The organism is Allobosea minatitlanensis (genome assembly GCF_964020775.1).
This window is the reverse complement of the sequence record NZ_OZ224509.1, coordinates 2,410,123-2,426,920: the sequence shown is the minus strand read 5'-3', so window position 1 is coordinate 2,426,920 and position 16,798 is coordinate 2,410,123. Positions and strand designations below refer to the sequence as shown.

Below are 16,798 nucleotides of genomic sequence, written 5' to 3'. Positions count from 1 at the left end.
CGGAAGCGGCCGGCCGGCGCCGGCCGGCTATTCCGGCCGCAGCAGGACGTGCTTCTTCTTGCCGAAGGAGAGCTTGACCACCCCGTCCGAGGTGAGATCGCCGAGGCCGAGCAGGGCGCGCTCGTCGGTGACGACGGCGTCGTTGACGCGCAGGCCGCCGGCCTTGACCTGGCGGCGGGCCTCGCCGGTCGAGGGGACCAGACCCGCCTTGACGAAGGCGCTGAGCACGCCGAGGCCGGGCTCGATCTCGCCGCGCGGGACCGCGACGGTCGGCAGGTCGGTGGCGAGCGCGCCTTCCTCGAAGGTCTTGCGCGCCGTCTCGGCCGCAGCCTCGGCCGCCTCGCGGCCATGGACGATCGCGGTGATCTCGGTCGCCAGCACCTTCTTGGCCTCGTTGATCTCCGAGCCGCCCAGCGCCGCCAGCCGGGCGATCTCGTCGAGCGGCAGCCGCGTGAACACCTTGAGGAAGCGGCCGACATCGGCGTCCTCGGTGTTGCGGAAATACTGCCAGAAATCATAGGGGCTGAAGACGTCGGCATTGAGCCAGACCGCGCCGTTGGCGGTCTTGCCCATCTTGGCGCCCGAGGCGGTCGTCAGCAGCGGAGTGGTCAGGCAGTAGAGCTGCGGACCGCCCATCCGGTGCGAGAGGTCGACGCCGTTGATGATGTTGCCCCACTGGTCCGAGCCGCCCATCTGCAGCCGGCAGCCATAGCGGCGGTTGAGCTCGACGAAGTCGTAGCCCTGCATGATCATGTAGTTGAATTCGAGGAAGGACAGCGACTGCTCGCGGTCGAGCCTGAGCTTCACCGAATCGAAGGAGAGCATGCGGTTGACCGAGAAATGCCGGCCGACCTCGCGCAGGAACGCGACATAGTTCAGCTTCAGCAGCCAGTCGGCATTGTTGGCCATGATCGCGTCGGTCGGCCCGTCGCCATAGCGCAGGATGCGGCTGAAGACGCGCTTGATGCTCTCGATATTGGTCGCGATCTCCTCGACGGTCAGCAGCTTGCGCTGGTCGTCGCGGAAGGAGGGGTCGCCGACCATGGAGGTGCCGCCGCCCATCAGCGTGATCGGGCGGTGGCCGGTCTCCTGGAACCAGTAGAGCATCGTCAACGAGATGAGGTTGCCGATATGGATCGAGGTCGCTGTCGCGTCGTAGCCGACATAGGCGGTCTGGGTTCCCTGCCGGCACAGCGCATCGAGGCCTTCCGGGTCGGAAACCTGATGGATGAGGCCGCGCTCGTCGAGCACGCGCAGGAAATCGGACGTGTAGGTGGTCATGGCGGCTTTGCGATCTGATCGGTGTCGTTCCGCCGTCGTCTAAAGCATCGGCCCGAAAAGTGGAAACCGCTTTTGCGCGGCCGGCCCCGCGCGAAGCGGCAGCCCCGCGGGGAACGCCCGGCGCCTCAGCCGGGCGCCCGGACCAGCCAGAGCAAGGCCGGGTCCCGCGGCGCGGGCGGCTCCACCATGTCGCGCGGCAGCCCGAGATCGCGCAGCGCCCGATCGTCCAGCCTGGCGAGATGGTCCGCGGCGCGGCTCGACCGGCGCTGCCGGGCCCAGAGCCGGAGCCAGGCGCGCAGCCGGGAAGGCCCGCCGGATCTGTCCGGCGGCGCCGCAGGGGAGAGGCATGTCATGGTTCGGTTCCCGCAAGGGGCGGGCGACGACGCCCGCTGATCCGAGGCTGAATCTCCGCCCGATGCCGCCCCGCCGCAACGCGGAAGATTGCCGCCTGCCATAAGGGTGCCTTATGCTTGCCGCCATGGCCGAACCGCCTCCGCCCCCGCCGAAGCTCCCGCCGCTCGCGGCCGTGCGCGTCTTCGAGGCGGCGGCGCGGCACCAGAATTTTACGCGCGCGGGCGAGGAGCTCGGGATGACGCAGGCGGCGGTGAGCTACCAGATCCGCCTGCTCGAGGACCGGGTCGGCGCGGCGCTGTTCCTGCGCCAGCCGCGGCAGGTGGTGCTGACGCCGCTCGGGCAGAGACTGGCGGGCCCGTTGAGCCGGGCGCTGCACGATATCGGCAGCGTGTTCCGCGCGGTCTGCGAGGAGAACCGGACCGCCCTGACGATCTCGGCCCTGCAGACGATGGCGATCACCTGGCTGTCGCCGCGGCTGGCGCAGTTCCAGATCGAGAATCCGCAGGTCGCCGTGCGCGTGCGCACCTCGCAGCATCTGGTCGACTTCGCCACCGAGGCGGTCGATCTCGCCCTGCGCTACGGCCCGGGCGGGTGGCCCGGCGTGGCGGCGGAGAAGCTGTTCGCCTGCCATTACGCGCCGCTCTGCACGCCCGAGCTGCGCGAGCGGCTGCACCTGCGCGAGCCGGCCGACCTGCTGCGGGCGCCGCTGCTGAGCCCCGAGGAATCGTCATGGAGGGTCTGGTTCGCCGATCTCGGCCTCGACGCGCCCCGGCAGGGCGGGCTGGCGATGTCGCTGGAGATGCAGGCGATGAACGTCCAGGCGGCGATGCGCGGCCACGGCGTGGCCATGGCCGTGCCCGAGCTCTTCGCCTACGACATCGCGGCGGGGCGGCTCGTCTTCGCGGTCGAGCACGCTATCCGCGACCGCTGGTCCTATTGGCTGGTCTATCCGCCGGCGCGCCAGCGCGAGCACAAGATCCGCCGGTTCCGCGACTGGATCCTGGCGGAGGCGCGGGCGGCGGAACTGGCGCTGCCCGTCATGGCCGGGAGCAAGGGGCTGATCCACCCCTCGTCCTGAGGCGGCGGCTCAGGGCTGCTCCTGCTCCGACTTGAGGATCTCAGGCCCGACCTTGGCATCGAGATAGGCGCCGACCTGCTCCATGAGCTGCTCGACGCGCCCGTCGAAGAAGTGGTTGGCGCCCTCGACCACGGCATGCTCGATCTGGATGCCCTTCTGGGTCTTCACCTTCTCGATCACGGCCATGACCTCCTTGACCGGCGCGACGCGGTCCTCCGAGCCGTGCACGAACAGGCCGGAGGACGGGCAGGGCGCCAGGAAGGAGAAGTCGTAGCGGTTCGCCATCGCCGCGATCGAGAGGAAGCCCTCGATCTCCGGGCGGCGCATCAGGAGCTGCATGCCGATCCAGGCGCCGAAGGACACGCCCGCGATCCAGCAGTTCTTGGCCTCGGGGTTGAGCGCCTGCATCCAGTCGAGCGCGGCGGCGGCGTCCGAGAGCTCGCCCGCGCCATGGTCGAAATGGCCCTGGCTGCGGCCGACGCCGCGGAAATTGAAGCGCAGCGCCGAGAAGCCGCGGTTCACGAAGGTGTAGAACAGGTTGTAGACGATCTGGTTGTTCATCGTCCCGCCGAACTGCGGGTGCGGATGCAGGATGATCGCCAGCGGCGCGCCCCGCTTCTTGGCCGGCTGGTAGCGGCCTTCGATCCGCCCTGCGGGCCCGTTGAAGATAACCTCTGGCATCGTCTCACCGCTTCTTGCAGCAGCGCCGGCAGGGGGCGGGCAGAAAGCGGACGCATGCCCACTCGGAACCCGGCCGCCCTTGACGGCGCCACCTTGCGCGCCCTAGATGAAGGGCGCTTAGAATAGTTCTAACAGCCGTGAACAGGTCGAGAACAAAAGGGTCGATCGCGCGATGCGGACCGTGTCTCGACCGTTCCGGCCGGTTCGGATGGGCGGCTATAGCACGGCGCACAGGTGCGATTTCAAGCATTTCGTATCGGAGGCGCGGCGATGACGAGGATGGAGCAGACAGGATCGTGACGGCAGGACGCGCCTATCTCGACCACAATGCCACGACCCCGGCCCGGCCCGAGGTGGTGGAGGCGGTCGCGCATGCGCTGTCGCTGCCCGGCAACCCGTCCTCCGTCCATGGCGAAGGCCGTGCCGCCCGCGGCGCCATGGAGCAGGCGCGCGAGCAGGTCGCGGCGCTGGTCGGCGCCAGGCCCTCGAACGTCGTCTTCACCAGCGGCGGCACCGAGGCGAACGTCACCGTGCTCTCGCCCGGGCTGATGGATTGCGACGGCGGGCGCGACTGCGTGAGGACGCCGGCCTCGCTGCTGCTCCACGGCGCGACCGAGCATGCCTGCGTGCGCGACGGCCACCGTTTCCCGGCCGGCATGGCGGAGGAGATCCCGGTCGACGGCGAGGGGCGTGTCGACCTCGCTTGGCTCGACGCGCGGCTGGCGCGCTTCGCCGCGAGCAATCCCGGCGCCCGCGCGCTCGTCTCGATCCATCTCGCCAACAACGAGACGGGCGTGATCCAGCCGGTCGCCGAAGCCGCGGCGATCGTCCATCGCCATGGCGGCCTGCTGCACAGCGACGCCGTCCAGGCCGCCGGCAAGATCGCGATCGACATCGCTGCGCTCGGCGCCGACGTGCTGACGCTCTCGGCGCACAAGATCGGCGGGCCGAAGGGTATCGGCGCCATCGTCTTCCGCACCGGCGCGCTCGAACTCGCCGACAAGCCGCTGCGCGGCGGCGGGCAGGAGCGCGGCTGGCGCGCCGGAACCGAAAACCTTCCGGGAATCATCGGTTTCGGCGCGGCGGCTGATTCCGCGCTGAAGGCTCTGCCGGCCGAAGCGGCCCGCCTTGCCGCGCTGCGCGACAGGCTCGAGGCCGGCGTGCTGGCCCTCGCGCCGGAAGCGGCGATCTTCGGCCGCCTGGTGCCGCGCCTGCCCAACACCTCCGCCTTCGCCGTGCCGGGCTTCAAGGCCGAGACGGCGCTGATCAAGCTCGACCTGCTGGGCGCGGCGCTGTCCTCCGGCTCGGCCTGCTCCTCCGGCAAGGTCAGGCGCTCGCATGTGCTGGATGCCATGAAAGTCGACCCGGCCATGAGCGCAGGGGCCTTGCGGGCGTCGCTCGGATGGACCACCTGCGAGGCGGACATCGATCTTTTCCTCGCGGCCTACGGCAAGCTCGTGGCCGCAAACACCGATCGGGGTGCCCGGGCTGCCGCCTGAGCGCTTCGCAACACAAGAAACTGAACCGGCGGGCCTTGAACCCGCGACAGGAGAGTCAACATGGCAGCGGTCCAGGAGACCATCGATCAGGTCAAGTCGATCGACGTGACCGAGTACAAATACGGCTTCGTTACCGAGGTCGAAGTCGACAAGCCGGCCAAGGGCCTCACCGAGGACACGGTCCGCTATATCTCGGCGCGCAAGAACGAGCCGGCATGGATGCTGGAATGGCGCCTCGACGCCTTCCGCCGCTGGAAGACGATGACGGAGCCGACCTGGTCGCGCGTCCAGTATCCGCCGATCGACTACCAGGACCTCTATTATTACGCCGCCCCCAAGACGGGCGCTTCGCCGAAGTCGCTCGACGAGGTCGATCCGGCGATCCTGGCGACCTATGAGAAGCTCGGCATCCCGCTGCGCGAGCAGGAGATCCTGGCCGGGGTCGCGCCGGAGAACCGCGTCGCGGTCGATGCGGTGTTCGACTCCGTCTCGGTGGTGACGACCTTCAAGGAGGAGCTGAAGAAGGCCGGCGTGATCTTCTGCTCGATCTCCGAGGCGATCCAGGAACATCCCGATCTGGTCAGGAAGTATCTCGCCAGCGTCGTGCCGGTGACGGACAACTACTTCGCCACCCTCAACAGCGCGGTCTTCACCGACGGCTCCTTCGTCTATGTGCCGAAGGGCGTGCGCTGCCCGATGGAGTTGTCGACCTATTTCCGCATCAACGAGCAGAACACCGGCCAGTTCGAGCGTACGCTGATCATCGCCGACGAGGGCGCCTATGTCAGCTATCTCGAAGGCTGCACGGCGCCCAAGCGCGACGAGAACCAGCTCCACGCCGCGGTGGTCGAGCTGATCGCGCTCGACGATGCCGAGATCAAGTACTCGACCGTGCAGAACTGGTTCCCCGGCGACGCCGAGGGCAAGGGCGGCATCTACAACTTCGTGACCAAGCGCGGCGACTGCCGCGGCAAGCGCTCGAAGATCTCGTGGACGCAGGTCGAGACCGGCTCGGCGATCACCTGGAAATACCCGTCCTGCATCCTGCGCGGCGACGGCTCGCGCGGCGAGTTCTACTCGATCGCGGTGTCGAACGGCATGCAGCAGGTCGATTCCGGCACCAAGATGCTGCATCTCGGCAGGAACACGACCTCGAAGATCATCGCCAAGGGCATCGCGGCCGGCAAGTCGGACTCGACCTATCGCGGCATGGTCTCGGCCCATCGCAAGGCGACCGGGGCGCGCAACTTCACGAACTGCGACTCGCTGCTGATCGGCGACCAGTGCGGCGCGCACACCATCCCCTATATCGAGGCCAAGACCGCGACCGCGATCTTCGAGCATGAGGCGACGACCTCGAAGATCGGCGAGGACCAGCTCTTCTATTGCCAGCAGCGCGGCCTCTCCGAGGAGGAGGCGGTGGCGCTGATCGTCAATGGCTTCGTCAAGGAGGTGCTGCAGCAGCTCCCGATGGAGTTCGCCGTCGAGGCGCAGAAGCTGATCACGATCTCGCTGGAAGGCTCGGTCGGCTGACCTTTTACGGCCGGGTTCGCCCCGGCCAACACGTCTTTCCTTAAATCGCCCGAGTCGCAGGCGCCTAGCATATGGCCAAGGCCTGCGGCGGCAAGAACACTGGACACGAACAATGCTCGAAATCCGCAATCTCACCGTCAAGATCGCCGACGAGGACAAGCAGATCCTCAACGGCCTCAACCTCACCGTGAACGACGGCGAAGTCGCCGCCATCATGGGGCCGAACGGCTCCGGCAAGTCGACGCTGTCCTATGTCATCGCCGGCAAGGAGGACTATGAGGTCCTCGACGGCGAGATCCTGCTCAACGGCGAGAACGTGCTGGAGATGGAGGCCGATGCCCGCGCCGCCGCCGGCATCTTCCTCGCTTTCCAGTACCCGCTGGAGATCCCCGGCGTCGCCACCATGACCTTCCTGAAGGCGGCGATGAACGCCCAGCGCAAGGCGCGCGGCGAGGACGAACTGCTGACGCCGGACTTCATCAAGCAGGTCAACGCCGCGGCCGACAAGCTCGGCATCGCCAAGGACATGCTGCGCCGGCCGCTCAATGTCGGCTTCTCTGGCGGCGAGAAGAAGCGCATGGAAATCCTTCAGATGGCTCTGCTTTCGCCGTCCATGTGCATTCTCGACGAGACCGATTCCGGCCTCGACATCGACGCGCTGCGCATCGTCGCCGAGGGCGTCAACGCCTTGCGTGCGAAGAACCGCAGCTTCCTGGTCATCACCCACTACCAGCGCCTGCTCGACCACATCGTGCCGGACACCGTCCACGTCATGTCGAAGGGCCGGATCGTCAAGACCGGCGGGAAGGAGCTGGCGCTGGAGCTCGAGAAGAGCGGCTATGCCGCCTATGGGGAGGCCGCGTAAATGGCCATCGTCACCCCGTTGAAGACGGCGGCCGAGCAGCAGCTCGTCCAGCAATATGCCGACAGCAAGGCCGCGCTGCCCGGCGGACCGGCCGTGCGCGCATTGCGCGAGCAGGCCTTTGCCGGGTTCGAGGCCAGGGGGCTGCCGCACCGGCGGCTGGAATCCTGGCGCTATACCGACCTGCGCGCCCTGCTGCGCGAGGCGCGCCCGCTCGCCGGAGCCGGCGTCGCCACCGCCGCGGTCGAGGCGAGGCTCGCGGCGCTCGGGCTCGAGGGGCTGCGCCTCGTGCTGGTCGACGGCATCTTCGCGCCGGATCTCTCCAGCCTCGACGCGATCCCCGAAGGCGTCTCGGTGCAGTCGCTGGCCGAGGCCCTGGCCGCGCCGCGCGAGGGGCTGGACCGGGTCCTCTCCGGCCCGTCGGTCGCCGCCGACGATGCCGGGCTCATGCTCAATACCGCGCTGATGCGCGACGGCGTCTTCATCGAGATCGCCGAGGGCCGGGAGCTGGCGCAGCCGATCGTGATCGTCTCGCTCGCCTCCGGCGAGGAGGAGCGGGCGGTGTTCCACCGTTCGGTCGTGCTGGCCGCGCAGGGCAGCCGCGCCACCATCGTCGAGGTCAGCGAAGCGGCCGGCGCCGCCGCTCAGCAGATCAACGCCGCCATCGTCTTCGAGACCGGCGAGGAGAGCGAGATCCAGCATGTGCGGATCGTCACCCGCCAGCAGGCGGCGACCGTCGAGGTGCAGAGCCTGCTCGCGACCGTCGGAGCCCAGGCGAAGTTCGATTCCTTCGCGCTGGTCGCCAATGCCGGCACGGTGCGCCAGCAGCATTTCATCCGCTTCGCCGGCGAGCACAGCGAGATCGGCTTGCGCGGGGTGAACCTGCTCGGCGGCGCGCAGCACTCGGACGTGACGCTGGTCGTCGACCACGAGGTGCCGCACGGCACCAGCCGCGAGCTGTTCAAGACCATTGCCGGCGGCCAGTCGACCGGCGTCTTCCAGGGCAAGGTCATCGTGCGCCCGCATGCGCAGAAGACCGATGGCGGCATGAAGAGCAACGCGCTGCTGCTGAACGACGGCGCGACCATGTACAACAAGCCGGAGCTCGAGATCTTCGCCGACGACGTTGTCTGCGGCCATGGCGCGACGGTGGCGCAGATCGACGGCGAGCAGCTCTTCTACCTGATGGCGCGCGGCCTGCCGCGCCCGCAGGCCGAGGCGCTGGTGCTGCAGGCCTTCGCCGGCGAGGCGGTCGCGTTCGTCGCCGACGAGAACCTGCGCGACTGGCTGATGCGCGAGGTCGAGGCCTGGCTCAAGGCTCGCGAGGCCGCCTCCGAGGTGAGTACCGTCTGATGCCCTACGTCAATCTCCAGATCACGAAGGGCGCGACGCGCGAGCAGAAGGCGCGGATCGTCAAGGAGTTCACCGAGACCCTGGTGAAGGTGCTCGGCAAGAACCCGCAGAACACCCATATCGTGATCCAGGAGATCGAGCGGGAGGATTGGGGGCATGCCGGGGCGCTCGTCGCCGACCGGCAGCCCGGTTCCGGAAAGGCGTGAACGATGAACGCGGTCACCGGCCAGCCCGTGCTGAAGCCCTATGATGTCGCGGCGGTGCGGCGGGATTTCCCGATCCTGTCGCGCGAGGTCTACGGCAAGCCGCTCGTCTATCTCGACAACGCCGCCTCGGCGCAGAAGCCGAACGCGGTGATCGAGGCGATGTCGAAGCTGATGCGCGAGGACTACGCCAACGTCCATCGCGGCCTGCACTATCTCGCCAACGCCTCGACCGAAGCCTATGAAACCGCTCGCGAAAGTGCGCGCCGCTTCCTCAACGCCAGGCATCTGGAAGAGGTCGTCTTCACGCGCTCCTCGACCGGGGCGCTCAACACCGTCGCATCCTCGCTCGGACGCCATCTGAACCTCGGCGAGGGCGACGAGATCATCGTCTCGATCCTGGAGCATCACTCCAACATCGTGCCCTGGCATTATTGGCGCGAGCGGCACGGCGCCGTGCTGAAATGGGCGCCGATCGACGAGGACGGCAATTTCCTCATCGAGGAATTCGAGAAGCTGATCTCGCCGCGCACCAAGGTCGTGGCGCTGACCCATATGTCGAACGCGACCGGCACCGTCGTCCCGATCGCCGAGGTGGCGAAGATCTGCCGGGCGCATGGCATCCCGCTCGTCGTCGACGGCAGCCAGGGGGCGGTGCATCTGCCGGTCGACGTACAGGCGCTGGGCTGCGATTTCTACGCCTTCACCGGCCACAAGACCTATGGGCCGACCGGCTCCGGCGTGCTCTGGGGCCGCAAGAAATGGCTCGACAGGCTGCCACCCTATGAAGGCGGCGGCGAGATGATCGTCACCGTCACCGAGGATACGGTGACCTATAACGATCCGCCGCATCGCTTCGAGGCCGGCACGCCGGCCATCGTCGAGGCGGTGGGGCTGGGCGTCGCGCTCGACTACATGATGGCGCTCGGGCGCGAGAACATCGCCGCCCATGAGGCGAAGCTCGGCGCCTATGCGCTGGAGCGGCTCGGCGCGATGAACTCCATCCGCATCTTCGGCAGGGCGCGGGAGAAGGGCGCGATCGTCGCCTTCGAGATGAAGGGCGCCCATGCCCACGACGTCGCGACGGTGATCGACCGCGCCGGCGTCGCGGTTCGCGCCGGTACCCATTGCGCGATGCCGCTTTTGGCACGATATGGGGTGACATCGACCTGTCGTGCCTCCTTCGGCCTCTACAACACGCTGGAGGAAGTGGACGCGCTGGTCGAAGCCCTGCGGAAGGCCGAGAGCCTGTTCGCCTGACACAACAAGGATCGAGAGCCTTGGCCACGTCCGAACCCATCGAGCTGAAGGAAGACGGCTACAAGCCGAACGAGCCGCAGGTCGGCTCCGGCTCGTCCCTGCCGCCCGAAGAGATCGACCGGCTGACCGACGACATCGTCGCGGCGCTGAAGACGGTCTACGACCCTGAGATCCCGGCCGACATCTACGAGCTCGGCCTGATCTACCGCGTCGACATCGCGGACGACCGCCACGTCACCATCGACATGACGCTGACCGCGCCCGGCTGCCCGGTCGCCGGCGAGATGCCGGGCTGGGTCGAGAACGCCGTCGGCACGGTGCAGGGCGTCTCGGCGGTGACGGTCAACATGACCTTCGACCCGCCCTGGGACCAGTCGCGCATGTCCGACGAGGCGCGTGTCGCCCTCGACATGTGGTGAGCGAGCGGCCGTCCGCGCCGCCCTGGCGAAGATGGGGACCGTCTCCGATCGGAGGCGGTCTTTCTTTTGCGGCGTCGCCGTCGGCTCAGCCTCGCGAGATCACCAGCCGCAGAGAGCCGTCATAGCTCGGCTGACGGCGCAGGGCGCCGTAGCGCGCGTCCCAGGCGCCGGAAGCGAGATCGCCGCGCAGCCGCGAGATCGAAGCTGCGTTTTCCGCCGCATCGACGAAACTCCAGGCCGAGCAGGCAAGACGCGCGCCCTCGTCGAGGAAGCTTTCCGGGCGGCCGTAATAGGCCTCGTTGAAGCCGTCGCGGCAGGCGAGGGGGATCGCCACGGGCGCGATCTCGACGCTGCCGCCGAGCACCTGGCCGATATGGTCGAGCGCGGGATAGCGCCGGGCCTCGGTGGCCAGCACCTTCGGCGCGTAGTCCGCGAGCCAGAACGCCTCCACCAGCGCGGGATCGCAGGACAGGATCACCACCGGCCCGCGCGTCACCCGCCGCATCTCGCGCAGCCCCGCAGCAAGATCCTGCCACTGGTGCACGGTGAAGGTCGCCATGGCGGCGTCGAAGGCCTTGTCGGGAAAGGGCAGCCTCTCGGCGGCCGCGTCGATGGCCGCGGCGATCTCGGCCGGGCGCTGCGCCCGCATCGAGGCGGACGGCTCGACGGCGGTGACGTCGCGGCCGCGCGGCTCGTAGGAGCCGGCGCCGGCTCCGACATTGAGGATGCGTCCGGCCGGCCCGAGCGCGGCCTCGATCTGCGCCGCGATCGCCGGCTCCGGCCGGCGATAGGAGGCATAGCCTCGCCCGATGCGGCCGTAATCGGCATCGCCCGCGCTGCCATCCGCATGCCGCGCCGCCCGGCTGTCGTCGCCGTCCATCTCGTCACCTCACTGGCAGGAACGCCATAGCGGAAGCACATGGTCGTTGGTCAATGGCGCCAATGTGACGGTTATGGCCGCGTCGGGGGACAACCATGCGATCTCGGCGATTTCCGCGGCAGGCTGCGGCAGCGCGTCCGAAACCAGCCGGAACAGCTCCGCCTCCACCGTAAAGCCCGGCTCGTTGGCGGCCGGCGCCGACAGGGTGCCGAGATGGGCCAGCGACCCGCGCCGTTCCCTCAGGCCCAGCTCCTCCCGCAGCTCGCGCAGCAGCGCCGCCCCCGGCTCCTCATGCGGCTCGATCTTCCCGCCCGGCTGCATGAAGCTCGCGGTGCCGCGCTTCCTCACCAGCAGGAGGCGCCCGCGACCGTCCGTCAGCAACGCGGCGGCGATGCGGATGAGGCGGCCGGACGGAAGCATGGGCGAGCGGGCCGATCGTCGGGCGCGGCGCGGGCGGCGCCTCGCCTGTCATGGCGGAGCCCGGCCGATGGTGCTAGGAATCGGCCGGTGGTTCAGGGACGCATGATCATGTTCGAAGCGCGGGACATCAAGACCGAGGACAAGGCCGAATTCTATCGCGAGCTGGCCCAGCAGCTCGAAGCGCTGCTGCATGGCGAGCCCGACCCGATCGCCAACGCCGCCAACACCGCGGCCCTGCTGTTCCAGACGATGCCGGAGCTGAACTGGGCCGGTTTCTACCTGATGCGCGACGGCGAGCTCGTGCTCGGGCCGTTCCAGGGGCGGCCGGCCTGCGTGCGCATCGCCGTGGGCGCCGGCGTCTGCGGCGCGGCGGTGGCGCGCCGCGCGTCGGTTCTGGTCGAGGATGTCCACGCTTTTCCAGGACATATCGCCTGCGACGCCGCCTCGCGCTCCGAGCTGGTCGTGCCGCTGATCGCCGCCGGCGAGGTCATCGGCGTGATCGATTTGGACAGTCCTTCCCGCGCGCGCTTCGACGAGGCCGATCAGAGCGGCATCGAGCGGGTCGCGGCGATCTATCTGGCGGCTTGCGCGCAGGCCCCGGCCCCCGTTCTGGCCAGGGCCTCCTAGAGGCCGCCCGTGCCGTCGCTCAGCCTGCGCATCCAGCTCGACCCGGAAGGCCGCATCGGGCCGGGCAAGATCGAACTGCTCGAGAAGATCGCGGCGCTGGGCTCGATCTCGGCGGCGGGCCGCGCCATGGAAATGTCCTACAGGCGCGCCTGGGGGCTGGTCGAGGAGTTGAACGCGCTGTTCGGGCAGCCGGTGGTCGAGCGCCAGATCGGCGGCAGGAATGGCGGCGGCGCCCGCCTGACCCGGCTGGGCGAGGTGCTGGTGACGCGGTTCCGCGCGGTGGAAAGGGCGGCCGCCGATGCGGCGGCCGAGCATCTGGCGGCGCTCCAGGCGGAGATCGGGTCTGGCGGGGCCGGCTGACGCCTGCCGTGCCGGCGCTCGGGGGCATTCCCTCTCCGGCCGATCCCGCTATCATGCCGCTCCGCAAGCGCGCCGCGCGATGCAGCAGGAGATCTTCGATGGAAAGCTTCGCCGCCACCATGGCCCAGCCGGGCTACGGTTTCTTCATGACGCTGCTGATCGGTCTGATTGCCGGCTGGATCGCCGAGCGGCTGACCTCGTCGAACCACGGCCTCTTCACCAACATGCTGGTCGGCGTGGCGGGCTCCTTCGTCGGCGCGAAGCTCGCGGAGCTGCTGGAGGTGCCGATCTTCGGATTCTGGCGCACCTTGACCGCCGCCGTGGCCGGCGCGGTCGTCATCATCGTGATCTGGAACGCGGCCCGCGGGCGCGGTTGAACCGCGCGTGAGCCGCGCGCGGCCGCCGGGCGGTTGCGGGAACGCTCTTTGGAGATTAGCTAAGGGAGGCCGGCCCGGCCGGCTCCCGCTGTTGAAGCCCGGACCTCGATATGGCGCTTGTTCTCGACCTGCTGAACCGCGATCCGCGGCCCAATGCCGGCAATCCGAAGGCCGAGCCGCGCCCGCCGGCGGCGGAGTTGCGCCATCCCGAAAAGCAGAAGCGGCCGGAAAACCCGGTGCTGCGCAAGCCGGACTGGATCCGGGTCAAGGCCCCGGGCTCGCCGAAATGGGCCGAGACGCAGAGGATCGTGAAGGCCGAGAAGCTGGTCACGGTCTGCGAGGAGGCCGGCTGCCCGAATATCGGCGAGTGCTGGGAAAAGAAGCACGCCACCTTCATGATCATGGGCGACACCTGCACGCGGGCCTGCGCCTTCTGCAACGTCAAGACCGGGGTGCCGCAGCCGCTCGACCTGGAGGAGCCGCGCAAGGTGGCGGACGCCGTCGCCAAGCTGGGGCTGGAGCATGTCGTCATCACCTCGGTCGACCGCGACGACCTCAAGGACGGCGGCGCGCAGCATTTCGCCGACGTGATCCACGCCATCCGCAAGGCGTCTCCGGGCACGACCATCGAGATCCTGACCCCGGACTTCCTGCGCAAGCCGGGCGCGCTCGAGGTGGTGGTCGCGGCCAGGCCGGACGTCTTCAACCACAATCTCGAGACCGTGCCGGGCAAGTATCTCAATGTGCGCCCCGGCGCGCGCTACTTCCATTCGCTCCGGCTGCTGCAGCGGGTGAAGGAGATCGACCCGTCGATCTTCACCAAGTCGGGCATCATGGTCGGCCTGGGCGAGGAGCGGAACGAGGTCCTGCAGTTGATGGACGACCTGCGCTCGGCCGAGGTCGACTTCATGACCATCGGCCAGTACCTCGCGCCCTCGCGCAAGCACCATGCGGTGATCCGCTTCGTCACGCCCGACGAGTTCAAGAGCTTCGAGACGATCGCCTACGCCAAGGGCTTCCTGATGGTGTCCTCGACGCCGCTGACGCGTTCCTCGCACCATGCCGGCGAGGATTTCGCCCGGCTGCGCGCGAACCGCGCGGCGAAGCTCGGCGGCTGACGGCTTTCCCCGATGCCGATGTTCAACAGCACGCGCCGGGTGAGGCACTCACCCGAGCAGATGTTCGCGCTGGTCGCGGATATCGAGAAATACCCACAGTTCCTGCCGCTCTGCGAGGGGCTGGCGGTGCGCCGACGGTCGCCGCGCGAGGATGGCGGCGAGGTGCTGCTGGCCGACATGACGGTCGGCTACAAGGCGATCCGCGAGACCTTCACCAGCCGCGTCACGCTCGACCCGGCCAATCTCAAGATCCTCGTCGAATATGTCGACGGCCCGTTCCGCCATCTGGAGAATCGCTGGACCTTCAAGCCGCACGAGGCGGGCTGCGAGGTCGGCTTCTTCATCTCCTACGAATTCGCCAGCCGCATGCTCGGCATGCTGATGGGCGCGATGTTCGACAAGGCCTTCCGCAAGTTCTCGGAAGCCTTCGAGCGCCGGGCGGATCTGGTCTATGGCCGCGGGGCGGCGGCCCTCGGCACCTGAGCCGTCCTTGCGAGGAGCGGAACGACGCGGCGTTCCAGGGACCGGTCGAGACGTTCAGCCCCGTCCCCCCGGAGTGCTTGGCTGAGTCTGCCCCCGGGCTTGCCGAAGGCAAGGCCGGAGGCTCGCCGGGGGGCGAGACCGGCGAAACGAGGCTAAGATCCGGCCAGCACCGTCTCGCGCAGCAGGTCGAGTGCTTCCAGCACGCTCAGCCGACGGATCTCGTCACGCGACCGATCGCCGAAGCGGCGTTCGCGATGGCGCGTGCCGGACGGGCCGGCGCAGGCGAAATGGACGAGGCCGACCGGCTTTTCGACGCTGCCGCCGCCGGGGCCGGCGACGCCGGTGGTCGAGACCGCGAAGGTTGTGGCGAGGCGCTGCCGGCCTCCCTCGGCCATGGCGCGGGCCACCGGCTCGCTGACGGCGCCATGCTGCGCGATCAGCCCGGACGGCACCCCGGCCAGCGCCGCCTTGGCCTCGTTGGCATAGGTCACGAGCCCGCCCAGCACCATCGCGGACGAGCCGGCGATCGCCGTCAGCGCGCCGCAGACCAGCCCCCCGGTGCAGGATTCGACCGTCGCGACGGTGAAGCCGCGCTTCTCGCCGAGCGCGAGCAGTTCGGCCGCAAGCGTGCGGATGCCGGCGTCGAACATGGCGTCACTCCTCCTCGGGCAGGCGGATCGTCGCCGTCGCGAGCGCCGCGAGCCCCTCGCGCCGGCCGGTGAAGCCCATCCGCTCCGAGGTCGTGGCCTTGATCGCCACCCTCTCCACCCCGATACCGGCGATGGCGGCGATCTCGGCGCGGATGGCCTCGCGATGCGGGCCGACCTTCGGCGCCTCGCAGACGATTGTGAGGTCGAGATGGTCGATCCGCCCGCCGCGCTCGCGGACGCGGGAGGCGGCGAAGGCGAGGAACTGCGCCGAGGCGGCGCCGCGCCATTGCGGGTCGCTCGGCGGGAAATGCGTGCCGATATCGCCCTCGGCGAGGGCCCCCAGCAACGCGTCGGTCAGGGCGTGGAGGCCGACATCGCCGTCCGAATGCGCCAGCACCCCGTGATCGTGGCCGATCCTGACGCCGCCGAGCCAGACATGGTCGCCCGCCCCGAAAGCGTGGACGTCGTAGCCGGTGCCGACACGGGTCACGAGCACCTTGCCGTGGCGCGAGCCCGCCCGCAGGAAATCCTCGGGATGGGTCAGCTTGACGTTGCCGGCGTCGCCCTCAAAGGTCGCGATCGGGTGACCAGCCCATTCCATCAGGGCCGCGTCGTCGGTGAATCCGTGCAGGAGCGCGCGCTCCGCCGCCTCATGCGCCGCCAGCAGCGGGCCGAAGCGGAAGGCCTGCGGGGTCTGCACGCTGACCAGGCGGTCGCGCGCCGGCGTCTCCGCGATATGCCCGTTCTCGTCGGTGCGCTTGATCGTGTCCGTCACCGGCAGGGCCGGGATGGCGGCAAGCCCGCTCGGGCCGAGCGTGCGGATCGCCGCTCCGATCTGTGCCGGCGAAACGAAGGGGCGGGCGGCGTCATGGACCAGCACGATCCCGTCGAAGCCCTCGCGGGCGAGCGCCAGCAGGCCGCGCCGCACCGAGGCCTGGCGGGTGGCGCCGCCCAGGGTCGGCTGCGCCAGCCGCGCCGGGTCGAGCCCGGCGATGGCGTTGGCGTAGCGGTCCTCGTCGCCCTCGCCGATGACGACGGCGATCGTCCCGATCGCGGGCTCCGCCAGGAACGGCGCCAGCGCCTGGGCGAGAACCGGGCGCCCGTCGATCAGCCTGTACTGCTTCGGCTCGCCGGTTCCGGCGCGCAGGCCGCGTCCGGCGGCGACGAGCAATGCGGCGATGGGGGCGGGGGGATCAATCCGGTTCAACACGAGCCCTTGTCCTGGCTGGAATAAGACGGTCGGCGCAAGCCATAGCCAATTCCAAGGCGCCGGGGCAGGGGGTGCGGCGATGTTGCATCGCAATATGAATCTCAAGACGCTTGCGCAGACGCAGCAATGTCTAATAAATATGCACGGTGA

The 16,798-nt window shown here is 69.0% G+C and carries 20 protein-coding genes; 13 read left to right on the top strand and 7 right to left on the bottom strand.

The genetic code is table 11. The features are described from left to right. Positions 1-27: 27 nt before the first annotated feature. Both tyrS and ACWH43_RS12115 read right to left on the bottom strand, forming a co-directional pair. Positions 28-1,281, bottom strand: a complete 1,254-nt coding sequence (gene tyrS, locus ACWH43_RS12120) for a tyrosine--tRNA ligase (RefSeq protein WP_158445092.1) — start codon at positions 1,279-1,281, stop codon at positions 28-30. Positions 1,282-1,406: 125 nt separating this feature from the next. Beyond that, complete coding sequence (locus ACWH43_RS12115; RefSeq protein ID WP_260348305.1) at positions 1,407-1,634, bottom strand: DUF1127 domain-containing protein; 228 nt, start codon at positions 1,632-1,634, stop codon at positions 1,407-1,409. Positions 1,635-1,759: 125 nt separating this feature from the next. Between ACWH43_RS12115 and gcvA the strand changes: the two genes are divergently transcribed. Further along, entirely contained in the window at positions 1,760-2,713 is a 954-nt protein-coding gene (gene gcvA, locus ACWH43_RS12110) for a transcriptional regulator GcvA (protein ID WP_158445090.1), read from the top strand. Between the two features lie 9 nt (positions 2,714-2,722). Here gcvA and ACWH43_RS12105 read toward each other — a convergent pair whose 3' ends face one another. Next, entirely contained in the window at positions 2,723-3,394 is a 672-nt protein-coding gene (locus ACWH43_RS12105) for an alpha/beta hydrolase (protein WP_089175548.1), read from the bottom strand. A 293-nt stretch (positions 3,395-3,687) separates the two neighbouring features. On the opposite strand from ACWH43_RS12105, the gene ACWH43_RS12100 reads away from it, so the two are divergent. The 7 genes from ACWH43_RS12100 to ACWH43_RS12070 all read left to right on the top strand — a co-directional run bounded on the left by ACWH43_RS12100 (position 3,688) and on the right by ACWH43_RS12070 (position 10,523). After that, positions 3,688-4,893: a cysteine desulfurase family protein gene (locus ACWH43_RS12100; protein ID WP_158445110.1), complete on the top strand. Its 1,206-nt coding sequence runs from the start codon at positions 3,688-3,690 to the stop codon at positions 4,891-4,893. A 60-nt stretch (positions 4,894-4,953) separates the two neighbouring features. Further along, the gene (gene sufB, locus ACWH43_RS12095) at positions 4,954-6,426 is read left to right on the top strand and encodes a Fe-S cluster assembly protein SufB (RefSeq protein WP_158445089.1); all 1,473 of its coding nucleotides are present in this window, start codon (positions 4,954-4,956) and stop codon (positions 6,424-6,426) included. A 112-nt stretch (positions 6,427-6,538) separates the two neighbouring features. Beyond that, the gene (gene sufC, locus ACWH43_RS12090) at positions 6,539-7,291 is read left to right on the top strand and encodes a Fe-S cluster assembly ATPase SufC (RefSeq protein ID WP_158445088.1); all 753 of its coding nucleotides are present in this window, start codon (positions 6,539-6,541) and stop codon (positions 7,289-7,291) included. Beyond that, entirely contained in the window at positions 7,292-8,641 is a 1,350-nt protein-coding gene (gene sufD, locus ACWH43_RS12085; RefSeq protein WP_158445087.1) for a Fe-S cluster assembly protein SufD, read from the top strand. It begins immediately after the preceding gene. Next, positions 8,641-8,847 carry a tautomerase family protein gene (locus ACWH43_RS12080; RefSeq protein WP_158445086.1) on the top strand — a complete coding sequence of 69 codons (207 nt, stop codon included), beginning with the start codon at positions 8,641-8,643 and terminating at the stop codon, positions 8,845-8,847. The genes sufD and ACWH43_RS12080 overlap by 1 nt, the downstream gene beginning before the upstream one ends. A gap of 3 nt (positions 8,848-8,850) precedes the next feature. Beyond that, positions 8,851-10,104, top strand: coding sequence for a cysteine desulfurase (locus ACWH43_RS12075; RefSeq protein WP_158445085.1), 1,254 nt, complete (start codon positions 8,851-8,853; stop codon positions 10,102-10,104). 98 nt (positions 10,105-10,202) lie between these two features. Next, positions 10,203-10,523: an SUF system Fe-S cluster assembly protein gene (locus ACWH43_RS12070; protein ID WP_375797011.1), complete on the top strand. Its 321-nt coding sequence runs from the start codon at positions 10,203-10,205 to the stop codon at positions 10,521-10,523. 85 nt (positions 10,524-10,608) lie between these two features. On the opposite strand, the gene ACWH43_RS12065 is transcribed toward ACWH43_RS12070, so the two are convergent. Then, a complete protein-coding gene (locus ACWH43_RS12065) occupies positions 10,609-11,403 on the bottom strand; it encodes a class I SAM-dependent methyltransferase (RefSeq protein WP_158445084.1) in 795 nt (264 codons plus the stop codon). A 9-nt stretch (positions 11,404-11,412) separates the two neighbouring features. Further along, positions 11,413-11,823, bottom strand: coding sequence for an NUDIX hydrolase (locus ACWH43_RS12060; RefSeq protein WP_158445083.1), 411 nt, complete (start codon positions 11,821-11,823; stop codon positions 11,413-11,415). A 108-nt stretch (positions 11,824-11,931) separates the two neighbouring features. On the opposite strand from ACWH43_RS12060, the gene ACWH43_RS12055 reads away from it, so the two are divergent. The 5 genes from ACWH43_RS12055 to ACWH43_RS12035 all read left to right on the top strand — a co-directional run bounded on the left by ACWH43_RS12055 (position 11,932) and on the right by ACWH43_RS12035 (position 14,788). After that, positions 11,932-12,450, top strand: coding sequence for a GAF domain-containing protein (locus ACWH43_RS12055; RefSeq protein WP_158445082.1), 519 nt, complete (start codon positions 11,932-11,934; stop codon positions 12,448-12,450). Positions 12,451-12,459: 9 nt separating this feature from the next. Next, on the top strand, positions 12,460-12,810 hold the full coding sequence (locus ACWH43_RS12050) for a winged helix-turn-helix domain-containing protein (RefSeq protein WP_158445081.1): 351 nt from the start codon (positions 12,460-12,462) through the stop codon (positions 12,808-12,810). A 98-nt stretch (positions 12,811-12,908) separates the two neighbouring features. Next, a complete protein-coding gene (locus tag ACWH43_RS12045) occupies positions 12,909-13,187 on the top strand; it encodes a GlsB/YeaQ/YmgE family stress response membrane protein (RefSeq protein ID WP_158445080.1) in 279 nt (92 codons plus the stop codon). 110 nt (positions 13,188-13,297) lie between these two features. After that, positions 13,298-14,305 carry a lipoyl synthase gene (lipA, locus tag ACWH43_RS12040; RefSeq protein WP_260348304.1) on the top strand — a complete coding sequence of 336 codons (1,008 nt, stop codon included), beginning with the start codon at positions 13,298-13,300 and terminating at the stop codon, positions 14,303-14,305. Positions 14,306-14,317: 12 nt separating this feature from the next. Further along, positions 14,318-14,788: a type II toxin-antitoxin system RatA family toxin gene (locus tag ACWH43_RS12035; RefSeq protein ID WP_158445078.1), complete on the top strand. Its 471-nt coding sequence runs from the start codon at positions 14,318-14,320 to the stop codon at positions 14,786-14,788. A gap of 152 nt (positions 14,789-14,940) precedes the next feature. Here the strand turns inward: ACWH43_RS12035 and ACWH43_RS12030 are convergent, their stop codons facing one another. Together ACWH43_RS12030 and ACWH43_RS12025 are read right to left on the bottom strand one after the other, a co-directional pair. Then, the gene (locus ACWH43_RS12030) at positions 14,941-15,438 is read right to left on the bottom strand and encodes a CinA family protein (RefSeq protein ID WP_158445077.1); all 498 of its coding nucleotides are present in this window, start codon (positions 15,436-15,438) and stop codon (positions 14,941-14,943) included. Positions 15,439-15,442: 4 nt separating this feature from the next. Beyond that, positions 15,443-16,645 carry a bifunctional 2-C-methyl-D-erythritol 4-phosphate cytidylyltransferase/2-C-methyl-D-erythritol 2,4-cyclodiphosphate synthase gene (locus tag ACWH43_RS12025; RefSeq protein ID WP_158445108.1) on the bottom strand — a complete coding sequence of 401 codons (1,203 nt, stop codon included), beginning with the start codon at positions 16,643-16,645 and terminating at the stop codon, positions 15,443-15,445. Between the last annotated feature and the right edge of the window lie 153 nt (positions 16,646-16,798).